Origin of the sequence: Halorhabdus sp. CBA1104, assembly GCF_009690625.1 — an archaeon.
Taxonomy (GTDB): Archaea; Halobacteriota; Halobacteria; order Halobacteriales; family Haloarculaceae; genus Halorhabdus.
This window is the reverse complement of sequence record NZ_CP033878.1, coordinates 294,328-305,277: the sequence shown is the minus strand read 5'-3', so window position 1 is coordinate 305,277 and position 10,950 is coordinate 294,328. Positions and strand designations below refer to the sequence as shown.

General features: G+C 63.5%; 14 protein-coding genes and 1 tRNA gene. 2 read left to right on the top strand and 13 right to left on the bottom strand.

Annotation, left to right across the window (positions count from 1 at the left end; all coding sequences use genetic code 11):
- Position 1 precedes the first annotated feature (1 nt).
- The gene (locus Hrd1104_RS01665; protein ID WP_154551117.1) at positions 2-1,567 is read right to left on the bottom strand and encodes a DNA-directed RNA polymerase subunit B''; all 1,566 of its coding nucleotides are present in this window, start codon (positions 1,565-1,567) and stop codon (positions 2-4) included.
- Position 1,568: 1 nt separating this feature from the next.
- Positions 1,569-1,796: a DNA-directed RNA polymerase subunit H gene (locus Hrd1104_RS01660; RefSeq protein WP_154551116.1), complete on the bottom strand. Its 228-nt coding sequence runs from the start codon at positions 1,794-1,796 to the stop codon at positions 1,569-1,571.
- Positions 1,797-2,130: 334 nt separating this feature from the next.
- Between Hrd1104_RS01660 and Hrd1104_RS01655 the strand changes: the two genes are divergently transcribed.
- Positions 2,131-2,203, top strand: a tRNA-Asp gene (locus tag Hrd1104_RS01655).
- Between the two features lie 361 nt (positions 2,204-2,564).
- On the opposite strand, the gene Hrd1104_RS13005 is transcribed toward Hrd1104_RS01655, so the two are convergent.
- The 3 genes from Hrd1104_RS13005 to Hrd1104_RS01645 are packed head-to-tail and all read right to left on the bottom strand — an operon-like array spanning position 2,565 to position 3,709.
- Positions 2,565-2,732: a hypothetical protein gene (locus tag Hrd1104_RS13005; RefSeq protein ID WP_195837611.1), complete on the bottom strand. Its 168-nt coding sequence runs from the start codon at positions 2,730-2,732 to the stop codon at positions 2,565-2,567.
- A 53-nt stretch (positions 2,733-2,785) separates the two neighbouring features.
- On the bottom strand, positions 2,786-3,208 hold the full coding sequence (locus Hrd1104_RS01650) for a dCTP deaminase (protein WP_154551115.1): 423 nt from the start codon (positions 3,206-3,208) through the stop codon (positions 2,786-2,788).
- Between the two features lie 57 nt (positions 3,209-3,265).
- Complete coding sequence (locus Hrd1104_RS01645; protein WP_154551114.1) at positions 3,266-3,709, bottom strand: zinc ribbon domain-containing protein; 444 nt, start codon at positions 3,707-3,709, stop codon at positions 3,266-3,268.
- A 192-nt stretch (positions 3,710-3,901) separates the two neighbouring features.
- Here Hrd1104_RS01645 and Hrd1104_RS01640 point away from each other — a divergent pair, with 192 nt between their 5' ends.
- Positions 3,902-4,558, top strand: a complete 657-nt coding sequence (locus Hrd1104_RS01640; RefSeq protein WP_154551113.1) for a hypothetical protein — start codon at positions 3,902-3,904, stop codon at positions 4,556-4,558.
- Between the two features lie 16 nt (positions 4,559-4,574).
- Here Hrd1104_RS01640 and Hrd1104_RS01635 read toward each other — a convergent pair whose 3' ends face one another.
- From Hrd1104_RS01635 to Hrd1104_RS01600, 8 genes are all read right to left on the bottom strand, one after another.
- Complete coding sequence (locus Hrd1104_RS01635) at positions 4,575-5,681, bottom strand: aminotransferase class V-fold PLP-dependent enzyme (RefSeq protein ID WP_154551112.1); 1,107 nt, start codon at positions 5,679-5,681, stop codon at positions 4,575-4,577.
- Between the two features lie 70 nt (positions 5,682-5,751).
- Positions 5,752-6,102: a CrcB family protein gene (locus tag Hrd1104_RS01630; RefSeq protein WP_154551111.1), complete on the bottom strand. Its 351-nt coding sequence runs from the start codon at positions 6,100-6,102 to the stop codon at positions 5,752-5,754.
- On the bottom strand, positions 6,099-6,479 hold the full coding sequence (gene crcB / locus Hrd1104_RS01625) for a fluoride efflux transporter CrcB (protein ID WP_154553167.1): 381 nt from the start codon (positions 6,477-6,479) through the stop codon (positions 6,099-6,101). Before crcB ends, Hrd1104_RS01630 begins: the two co-directional genes overlap by 4 nt.
- Before the next feature lie 109 nt (positions 6,480-6,588).
- Positions 6,589-7,413 (bottom strand): hypothetical protein, encoded by an 825-nt coding sequence (locus Hrd1104_RS01620; protein ID WP_154551110.1) that lies wholly within the window; start codon positions 7,411-7,413, stop codon positions 6,589-6,591.
- A gap of 186 nt (positions 7,414-7,599) precedes the next feature.
- The gene (locus tag Hrd1104_RS01615; protein ID WP_154551109.1) at positions 7,600-8,337 is read right to left on the bottom strand and encodes a protein-L-isoaspartate O-methyltransferase; all 738 of its coding nucleotides are present in this window, start codon (positions 8,335-8,337) and stop codon (positions 7,600-7,602) included.
- Between the two features lie 62 nt (positions 8,338-8,399).
- Positions 8,400-9,095 (bottom strand): protein-L-isoaspartate(D-aspartate) O-methyltransferase, encoded by a 696-nt coding sequence (locus tag Hrd1104_RS01610; protein ID WP_154551108.1) that lies wholly within the window; start codon positions 9,093-9,095, stop codon positions 8,400-8,402.
- Between the two features lie 2 nt (positions 9,096-9,097).
- Positions 9,098-9,748, bottom strand: coding sequence for an HVO_0476 family zinc finger protein (locus tag Hrd1104_RS01605; RefSeq protein WP_154551107.1), 651 nt, complete (start codon positions 9,746-9,748; stop codon positions 9,098-9,100).
- Between the two features lie 75 nt (positions 9,749-9,823).
- Positions 9,824-10,777: an aminopeptidase gene (locus Hrd1104_RS01600; protein WP_154551106.1), complete on the bottom strand. Its 954-nt coding sequence runs from the start codon at positions 10,775-10,777 to the stop codon at positions 9,824-9,826.
- Positions 10,778-10,950: the final 173 nt, after the last annotated feature.

Genomic DNA, 10,950 nt, shown 5'->3' with positions numbered 1-10,950 from the left:
ATTAATCGTCTGCGGGCTGTTGTGCGCTGGTTTCGATCGCGGGGATGCCCTGTACCCCCATGTCCGCGAGTGTATGTTTCAGATCGCGTTCGTCCTCGACGTGCTGGGAGAGCTCCATCGCCTGCGCGAAGTTCTTCACCAGTCCACAGTTCGGCCCTTCTGGCGTCTCGGAGGGACAAATGCGACCCCACTGGGTGGCGTGGAGGTCACGCGCTTCGAAGTGGGGCTGGGAACGGCTGAGTGGCGAACGCAGGCGTCGCAGGTGGGAGAGAACCCCCATGTAGTCGGTACGGTCGACGAGCTGGGAGACGCCCGAACGGCCCCCGACCCAGTTACCCGTCGCCAGTGGATGTTCGAGTCGTTCGGTCAGGACGTCCGAGCGGACGACCGTCGAGACCGAGAGTTGACGGTTACGCATGTTGGCGCGTTCGAGCTGGTATTTGACGTCCCGTGCCAGCTTGTTCAGTGCCGTCCGGAAGAGGTCCCGCATGAGGTCGCCCGAGACTTTCAAGCGCTTGTTGGCGTAGTGGTCTTTGTCGTCGGACTCGCGGCGTTCTAAGGCGAGTTCGAAGCACGCCTCGGCCATCCGGCAGAGGTAGTAGGCCTTGTTGATCCGGACCTCTTCTTCCTCGACACCTTCCTCGTGGAGGTGTGGGAGGAGGTACCGATCGATGACGTAGTTGGCCCGCTTGAGCTGGTAGTTCTTGCCCTGCCCGGAGGCGACGCGCTTGCCAAGCGTCTCGATGGCTTCTTCCTGGGACTGGACCTCTGCAGCCTCCAGGTTTTCGAGCATGAACTTCACGATCTCGGGATCGTCGCTGACGCGATGGACGATCTCCTCGTCGCTCTCTAAGCCGAGTGCGCGAACGAGCGTGACGAAGTTGATCGATCCCGAGACGCTCGGGAACGAGACTTCGAGCAACCCATCTCGGGTGCGTTCGGTCAGGACCAGCGCTCGGTAGCCCCGACGCTGACTGAAGGTCTTGGCGACCTGGATCTCGTCGCCGTACTTGGTGTCGTACTCCGCGAGGATCTTGTTCGGCGCGAGGTCCTCGCTGGTCATCAGGACCCGCTCGGAGCCGTTGACGATGAAGTATCCACCGGGGTCGGCAGGGTCCTCACCGATGTCGATCAGTTCCTCGTCGGTGAAGCCGGCAATGTTGCACTTCTCGGAGCCGACCATGATCGGCATCCGGCCGACCTTGGTTTCGGTCTGGTCGACGACCCGCTCTTCTTCCTCTTCGCCGCCCTTGACGATGGCCATCTCCATGAAGACCGGGGCGGAGTAGGTGATGTTCCGGAGGCGCGCTTCCTGGGGGTACAGCAGTTCCTCACTGCCGTCGGCCTCCCGGACGCGGGGCGTGACGACGCGGACGTCGCCGAGTTCGACCCAGACGGGTTCTTCGCCTTCCTTGTCACCGATGTCGGTATCGATGGTCGCCTTCTCGTCGACGACCTCCTGCATCCCCCGGTCGAGGAAGGCGTTGAACGACCGAAAGTGGTGTTCGGCGAGTCGATCCCTCGAGAAGTATTCCCGTGATATGGCGCGATGATCTTCCGTATCCATGTTATTCTACGACGAGTCGGTACACCACGGCGGTGTCGGTTGTTCGTGAATCCCGGATGACCTTGATCACGTCGCCGACTTCCGCCTCGTTAGGCAAGGCGGGATCGGCACGCTTGATCTTCGGCAGGTCAGTCCGTTTGATATCATACTCCGCGAGCACGTCCTCGAGTTCGTCGTCGTCGAGGATGGTGTGTTCTGGAACGAGTTCGTGTTGACTTACGTCTACCATGTGTGTGATGTCGAGTGTGGCGGGCTGGAGAAGGTTGTTGTCACGAGATACTACAGATTGCTACCGGTGGAAGCCATATAACGCTTACCAAAACCGCCGGCAATAGCTGTCGGCGTACAGGCGTTCAGTACCGCCACGTAGGCCGACTGCAGGTAAATGTGTTCTGGTCGGATACCCCCTGGCAGGCGGGGCGATGTGGAGTCAGCGACCGGGGTGGTCGTCGTCGGGACCGATCGGCACGCACTACGTCAATCACCACCACGTGAGTGACCGACAGTCCGGGTCTGTTTGGAAAGTCTTAATATTACCACCCGGATACGAAGGAGTGTAGCAGGCCCGGATGGTGTAGTGGCCCATCATACGACCCTGTCACGGTCGTGACGCGGGTTCAAATCCCGCTCCGGGCGCTTCTCTGCATTCAACTCCGTGAGCGACTGCGTTAGCGTGTCGCGAACATCTGATTTGCTGTGTGCGCTCCAAAGAGATTTGAACTCTAGAAGACGAGCGCCAGCGAGTCTTCTACTAGTTCACAATCCCGCTCCGGGCGTACTTTTCCGAACTCGATCACTAAGCGATAGGTCTCGTCGCCGAGCGACTCGAGTTCGGTCGATACCCCAGAAGGATTTGAACACACGGAGTCACAGCCCCGGAACGTCTCCCAACGGGTTCAAATCCCGCTCGGGGGCCTGGCGTCTTCCGGCCTTCGCGGCGACGATCTCGCCGCCCAATCCCGTTGAATCCACGCCACTCACTTCGTTCCCCTGGCTGTCACTCGGTCGAATCGACAGCATCGCTCCCACAATCGGGGCAAGTCTCGTAGTCCGTGAAAAATTCCGACTCGCAATCCCCACAGCGATGGGTTGGCTCGCTGGCGTTGTCAGCCGCGCCCTGTTTGAAGGACTCGACTTTACGGCCGAGATTCTCGAACAATCCCATGGACACACAACGCGGGCGAGGACAAAAAGGGTGGCTCCCGATTCAGACGTGGCCTACAACGGAAGCAACGTCGAGACACGGGCGTTGTCTTTGAGCCGGATCCCGTCGCCGCCCACGGAGAGAGGTACTGGATCTAGGTCGGTGACACGAAGCGACGGATGGAACGCCCCGGCGTCCCTGACAGCGTCACGAGTCTGGAGCCAGTAGGACTGGTCGGTCGTGGTGAGAGACTCGTTGAACGCCACCAGATACTGGCCAGCATCGAGATGATACCACTCGTAGTCGTCGTCGCTGTTGTGGAGGGTGGTCTGGACCGCGCGCAGGTCGGCGGCTTCGAGCTCACCACCGCCGAAGTCGACGCGACCGGGGGCGGCGACTTCGTAGACCTCCGCCACCGTGAGATCGAGACCTGGGCTGTCGGTCTGTGTTGGTTCGTAGACGATTCCCTCGACGGCATTTGTCAGGTTCGAAGTCATCGGCTGCTAGTGACAGGCTCGACCGACAACAAGGTTCGTCTCGTGTACCTCGCTGGATCACTCGACGTCGCTGGCGAGTACCTGCAACTCGTCCAGCATCGGTCCGTCGTATGTCTCTTCGAGCAGCGCGACGAGCACGGCGACACCCAGTGCACGGCGTGTCGCGGGGCGAAGGTCAGTGTCCGGAGAGATATCGTCTTCCAGAGCCTGGAACTGTGCGTCGTCGACGTCGAGCACCTCAGACAGCTGGAGCTCGCCCACGGAAGCCAGATGAGAGAAGTCTTCGATCGCGGCGGTCAGTTCCGCCCGGAGGTTCTCGTGATAGCCGGTCGACGGATCGAGTGGTCGCGCCCCGTGGCGCACACCCTGGAGGTACTGGACCGACGTCCGGCCGAGAAAGCCGTCCCGGTCGTCGCCCTCGAACACGAGTCGCTCCCCACACCGATCACAGTACCGCGCCCCCGCCTCGGCGTCGGCCCCGCAATACGGACACTCACGCATACGGCGACGTTGTCCCCATCCGACCTACTGTCTTTCGGCACAATGGGCTACCGCTGTGGGGCTGGTCACCGATCGAGCAGCGCGGCACCGCAAGCGAGTAGCCATGTTGCGGGCTCGGTGTGTCCCGGTCGAACGATGGGCCCGAGACGCTGCCGGCGAGAAGGGTTTAGTGACGGCGGCCAAAGGGAAGCTATGGACCAACCGGACGATGCAGGGGAGTTGCCGGGGATGCTCGTCGAGGAATATCTCGAACGCGAATCGGGGATCCGGACACTACTCGACGATCTCGAACGACAGGCCCTAGAGGGAGAACACGAGGCCGTCCGAGAACGTATCAGACGACTCGCCGAACAGAACCGCGGCGTCTTCTTCACGGTGGCGCTGAGCCTGACCGGATCAGCACAGTTCTTCGGCGACGTCGAAGCACAGCTTGACGTGACCGCGGCCGACCGATTACGGGACCTGGCCGAGACCTATCCGTCCTTAGCGGAGGCGTTCAGCATCGTCCGCAACGAGCAGGCACGGGACCGACGGAACCCCGTCACCGGCCTGGAGACGACGACGAGCTATCACGCCGAAGAAGCGCTGCCGCTGATCCGCTACACCGTCAAGTCGGGCGACGTTGCCCTCTATGAAGGGTGTGAATCACCGGAGGAAGTGCTCGAAGTTGGCACACAGTTCGTCCGCTCGACGACCGACGCCCTGGAGGCCGCGATGGGCGACGACTTCTCGGTCAACACCGAAGAGTTGAGCAACCTCATCGATCGCCGGGAGGCACTGGAATCAGAACTCGACCGCCTGCGGAGCCAGATCGACGAACTGCGGCGGCGGCCAGTCGGCAACGAGTGATAGCGGTCACCGGCCCCTAGAGGGCTTCGAGCAACCGATCGATATCGTCTACAGTGTTAAAGGCATGAACAGAGGCACGGACCGCACCGGGAGGGAACGGCAACGGCCGGACAACCACACCTGCCTCAGCTAGTGCCTCGACGGTGGCTTCCGGGGCCTCTGCCTGAAATGTGACCAATCCCGACTCGTAGTCGCGTGGACTGATGAGACGATCACCGAGCCCCGCCTTCAGGCGGTCGGTCAGTCGCTCGATCCTGGCCTGGACGGATTGCATGCCGACCGACTCCAGCAGGTCGATCGCCGTCGCCAGGCCAACGTGGGGGGCGGGCGAGGTCGTCCCGAGTTCGAACCGGGCGGTACCCGCCTTGTACTCGTAGGGTGAGCCGGTTGGATCCTCGACGCCGCGATACCCGATCCGTCGGGGAGTGAGCGAATCGATCGTGTCGGGGGCGACATAGAGGAAGCCCGCACCCCAGGGACCAAGCAGCCACTTGTGGCCCGACCCGGCAACGAAGTCCGCGCCCCAGGATTCGAGGTCGACGGGACGTTGGCCGGGCGACTGGACGGCATCGATCAGGACCTGCGCTCCAGCCTCGTGGGCGATTTCGACCACCTCCTCGACGGGAAGCCGGGTGCCGTGACTCCAGGAGACCGAACTCATCGCGAGCAAGCGTGCGTCTGCCACGACATCACGAAGGTCGTCGAGATCGAGTCGGCCATTGGTGGTTTCGAGGGTCCGTACCTCGAGACCGTGGAGGTCGGCCATGCGGTCGAACGGGAGGATGCCGGCCGGGTGTTCGAGGTCGGTCCGGACGAGTACGTCACCAGGCTCGAAATCGATCGACGACGCGATCACCGAGATGCCCTCCGCGGTGCTCCCGGTGAGTCCGATCGATTCAGGAGTGGTGCCCAGAAACCCGGCGATCGTCTCGCGGACGGCCTCGTAGGTGTCCCAGGCGTGAGGATAGATCCCCGCCTCGGCGGGAGCCTCGAAATTATGATACTCGACCCAATCCGTCATCGCCTCGACGACCGGTCGCGGGGCGGGACTGCTCGCGCCGGTGTTGAGATAGGCCACCTCGCTCGTGACGGGCATGGTCGCGCGAAGGTCCGCTGGATCCATACGAAAACGGACGGTCGGGAGGCACGTGAACCCCGCGGCCGACAGGGGAGAGAGCCGCCGACGGTGACCGCTAGCCGACGAGGACACTGACGGCCAGCGTCCCGACGCCCACGGCGATCAACGCCCCGCCCAGGTGGCCGGCCGCGGTAGCGATCGCGCGGCGGCGACGCCCGTCCTCGTAGAGGCGGACGGTCTCGAAGGCGAACGTCGAGAACGTCGTGAACGCGCCACAGAAACCCGTTCCTAGCGCAAGTGCGGCTGGCTCACCGACTGGCGCAGCGACGATCGCCCCGAGCAGGAAGCTTCCGAGGACGTTGACCGCGAAGGTGTCTCCACCCTCGCGCTCGATGCACTGACCGACGGCATGGCGTGTGAGTGCGCCCACGATCCCACCGAGGCCGACCAACACGGCAGGGTTCACGCGACCAACCCCCTAGAAACGGCCCGGCCGGCGAGAACGCCCGCGATCGCGAGCGCATAGTTGGCGAGAATATTCCCGACGGCCCAGGTTGGCGACAGGCCGGCCGTCTGGACGGCAAACGTGCTGTAGGTGGTAAACGAGGAGAGAAAGCCGGTCCCGACCAACAGACGGGTCTCGGTCGACAGCAGGTCGGCGAGTCGCTTCTCGTAGAGGACGATCGCCAGTCCGAAGCTTCCGAGCGCGTTGGCCACGAGCGTCCCGACGACGGGAGTGGGCAATCCAGCGGAGAGTGCGTACCGCAAGATCGCCCCGGCGAACCCGCCGATGGCGATCAACACCAGCGGTTCAACCCGCTTGAGGGGGTGGGGCTGGCTCAGTTCCATCAGTGGCGATTTCGAGCCGGGACACTCGTGGGTTTCGATGCGGTGAGGAACCGATCAGTCACCCAGGCGCGTAGCAACGAAGGACACACCGATCGACAAATGCTCACATCGACTCGGTGTGCTGTCTGCGAAGTCTGACGTACGCTTCCGTAATGGTGGCAATCGAGAAGACCCCCACGATACTCGAGACGAACACACTGGCGACGGTCCCAAACGTGCCGGGAATCGCACCCGGGAAGAGCGGGACAACGAACCCAACGAGGAACAGCACGACAGCGACCCCGAACAACAGCCAGCGATTGCCCTTCGTGAGTGCCCACGTTCCCGAGATGGCCCTAGCCGGCCCTTTATCCGCGACGGCGATCTCCTGGCGGAAAAACAGCGTCCCGACGTAGACGAAGATCGCGGGGATGACCAACAACAGGAGCCCCAGCCCGATTGCGACGAGCAGGACGATCCCACCGAGGAAGCCATAAAGCGTCGCAACGCCCAGCCGGCGGGTGACGAGATCGCGTGGGATCCCATCGAGTGCACCGTCGGCAAAGGCCCGGATAGCAACGATATTGATTGCTTCGCCCAGCAGCGCAAGCAGGATAATGCCGGCGACGATCGTGGGGACTGAGATGTCGATCGTCAGTCCCAACGCGTCGACCGTGCCTTCGAGTTCGGTCAGCGCCGTCTGCACCTGTGAATCAGTGGCGTCGAAGTTCTCCTGCAAGTACGTGATCATTGCCTCGCTGACGGTCAGTTGAAGCGACTGCCAGAAAACGGTACTCACGATGCCGATAGCGGAGATGAGAACGACAAGTTGGGCGCCAGTCCGGGACAGCAATCCGTCGAGGCCATCCGCCAGGAGCGCCTCGAAATCCAGCGACGTGGGTTGATCCAGGTCGACGTCGTGATCAGCCGTCGGTCGCTCGTCGTCCATCAGTCACGCCCCCCGACGATCGCAGCTGTGGTTGCTCGATGGCCAGTCTCGACGCCCACGTGACATCGGCAGTCGACGATAGATCGTACCATTGGTCCATCGTTCGCCCAGCCACCACAAAAAGCCACATCCATCGAGAGCGGGCGGCGGCTCCCGACAGAGCCGCCCCGGACGCAGCCGACGGACTCACGACCCGTCCCAGTCGATCCAGTCTTGCTCCCAGCCGGTCCGTGACTGGGCTGCCTGGCGGGCGCGTTCGTCATCTTCCCGGTGCATCCGGTTGCGCTCGATGGCACCGACCTGTTCGCCCTCGACGAGCATCGGCCGGAAGGCAACTGGTCCGCACTCGGCGACGACCTCGTCGCCTTCGAAGACGGCCAGGGTCTGCTCGTGGGCGCCGAGTGGCATCACGAGTTGCCCACTGGGGGTGAGTTGCTCGCGGAGTGCCTGTGGAGGCTCGACGGCCGCCGCTTCGAGGAGAATGCGGTCGTAGGGCGCGTACTCGGGGAGCCCAGCCGCCCCGTCCCGGCAGTCGACGAACACCGAGTCATAGCCCGCCGTCGATAGGTTCTGTCGGGCCTCGTAGACGACCTGGCGGGTGATATCGACAGCCTGGACGTTCCGGGGACCGACGATCGCAGCCGCAACCGCCGAGGTGTAGCCGACGCCCGCGCCGACGATCAACACCGAGTCGTCTGGCTCGACAGCTAACGCCTCGAACAACCGGGCGACCGTCGAAGGCGCGAGGACGCGCGTCCCCAGGCGTTCGGTCTCCCGATCGGCGTAGGCCGCCCGCTCGTCGTCGAAGAAGGCGTGTCGCGGCACGGCATTCATCGCCGTCGCGACGGCTTCGCTATCGAGGACAGCGCGGCTCTCGTGGCGGAGCCCGTCGATCATGTCCTCACGCAATACCGCAGGATCCATTGAGCGAGATTACGAGTCCACCCTAATGAACATCGCGTTCCCGGGTGGTCTCCGGCTGGCGATCACGGCGACTCGTCGCTACCCTGCATCTGGACGAATCGGACCCCACCGAAGTCCTCACGCTCCGTCGAGCCGTCCGGATGCTTGCTGACCCGGACCAGTCGCTGTGAACGCGTACCGATCGGCCCGAGAAAGACGCCATCGGGCCGGAGTTGATCGAGGACGGCAGGCGGGATATCCGTCGCTGCACAGGTGAGATACGCCCGGTCGTAGGGGGCGTGTGCCGGCCAGCCCTCGTGGCCATCGCCGACACGGACTGACACGTCGCCGTAGCCCAGGTCGGCTAACCGCTCGCGGGCCTGTGTCGCAAGCGAGGCGTGATATTCGACACTGTAGACGTGCTCGGCCCCGACGACTTCGGCGGTGACGGCAGCGTGATAGCCACACCCCGTGCCGATCTCTACGACCTCCTGGCCGGGTTCGAGGTCGAGGCGATCGACCATGATCGCGACCATGTGCGGGGCGCTGATGGTCTGGCCCTCGCCGATCGACAGCGGACGGTCGGCGTAGGCCCCTCGACGGCTAGACTGGGGGACGAATGCGTGTCGCGGCACGGCCGCAAGCGCGTCCAGGGCTCGATCGCTCACCCGGTCGCGCTCTCTGAGGTCCTCGATCAGGGCAGTGCGTCGCTGTCGCCAGTTGTCGTCTCCTCCGTCTGTCGCAGCACGATCGCGGTCCGAACCCCACCAGCGGGCCATCCCTACCACGCCGACCAGGCGTCGCTGGTCTCGTCTCGGAGGTAAAGTCGATTGACGTCCTTGGCGGGGGCACTATCCCGGTCGTGGTCGAGTTTCTCGTACTCGTAGCCGCGGGCGTCGTCCCGGAGGTGAATGCCCTCGATCGTATAGGTGAACTCACCCAGTTCGTCAGTTTCGCCGACGACGAACTCGTAGTCGCCAGGGACGTGCAGCGTCTCACTTCGCGTCTCGTCACGGGCTCCCGACTTGGGGTGGACCGTCGCGTTGACGCTGACGTTGCCCACCGCGCGCGTCCAGATCGTCTGGACGTCCTCGACAGGTGCCTCCTCGACTCGGCCCTCCTCGTCGAGTTCGAGACTGGTGATCCGGACCGTCATGATCGCGTCCGCGGTCTCTAAGACGAACTCTTCGCCGACGGCCAAGGTTTCATCGGCGGGCGGTTCGGCCGTCGCCGTGAACGATTCACCGTCCTGTGAGACGACGACATCCCGTTCGACAGTCCGTGCCTCGGGGAGAGAGGTCTTGTGAACGTGGTCACACTCGGTACATCGAACCGTCGCCTGCCCGCCGTGGTTGAGAACGTCGTGAACAGTCTCCAAGTCGGGCGAACAGGCCGGACAAGGCAGCCCTACCCGCTGTGTCGAGTCGGTCATGGCCGAGCGTACTCGACCCGAACGTAAAAGAGCGCCGTCGGAGCGACGCGACCGACAGGCGTCCAACGTGGTCGTTCAGGGCGTCGGAAGTGTGATTTCCTCGCCGTCGACAGCGACGGTCGGATCCTGGAGGATGCCATCGAGGTGGATCGGTGCCGAAGTGTCACCACCGAAGCCCGCGTCGTCGCCGATAGCAAAGTGGACCGTCCCGCCGGCTTTCTCGTCGAGCAGTACCGACCCGACGAGCTGGCGGACGCCGACGTTCGTCCCGATCCCGAACTCCGCGAGGTTGTAAGCGTCGTCGCCGACTTCCGCGGCGGCTTCCTCGACCTGGCCGCGGATCGTCTCGTCGTCGATCTCGGTGACGGAGCCGTCTTCGACCGCGATGCGAACCGCCTGCTCGTCGCTGAGTCGGCCGTGTGGTGCCATCGTCCCGGTTACGACGATCGTGCCCGTCGCAGTCGCCGGACTGATAAACACCTCACCAGCGGGCAAATTCGACATCTCCCCGGCGTCGTGAACGATGCCCGTATCGAGTTGCCACTCGCGATCACCAGGCTGGAGCCGGATATCGGTCCCTTGCTCGGAGGTGACCCGAATCTCATCGGCGTCAGCGACCCGCTCGTGCATGGCTTCGCTGTGGTCCTGAATCTCGGCGTAGTCGACGTTCAGGCCGGTCGTGAACACGTCGTCAGTGATCCCCGGCAGTGTTGCCACCCGGGCACCGGCATCGTTGGCTTCAGTTCGAGCGCGCGTGTGACTCAGGCTCTTGGTCGTGGGCGCGAGGACGACATCGGCACTCGCCATCGCGGTTGCCACCGTTGTTGGGGGCTCGGCTCCATGCTGCTCGCCGGGTGGATACTGGAGGATCATCGCGTCGTCTGTCGTCTCGCTGGCAGCCGCGTACAGCGCCTCGGCGATCGGCCGACGTCGGTCGTCGGTAACGATCAGGCAGGATTCTTCGGCCTCGAGGCCGAGACACTGCTGGATTGCCGTTTCAGCTGGTCGGCGAAAATCGTCGTCGCTCATGGCAATCGGTACGGGGGCGAACGATTAGTGTTTTCGGCCTCGCCGGAGTTCGAATCCGTCGACCGATTCCGTTGTCCGCCCGATAACGACTGCCGCGGGCGGGGTGAGTGAGACACTAGTAATCGAGCAGAAAACAAAAGAGAAGATCTTTCGCCCATATTGAACATGCAAAG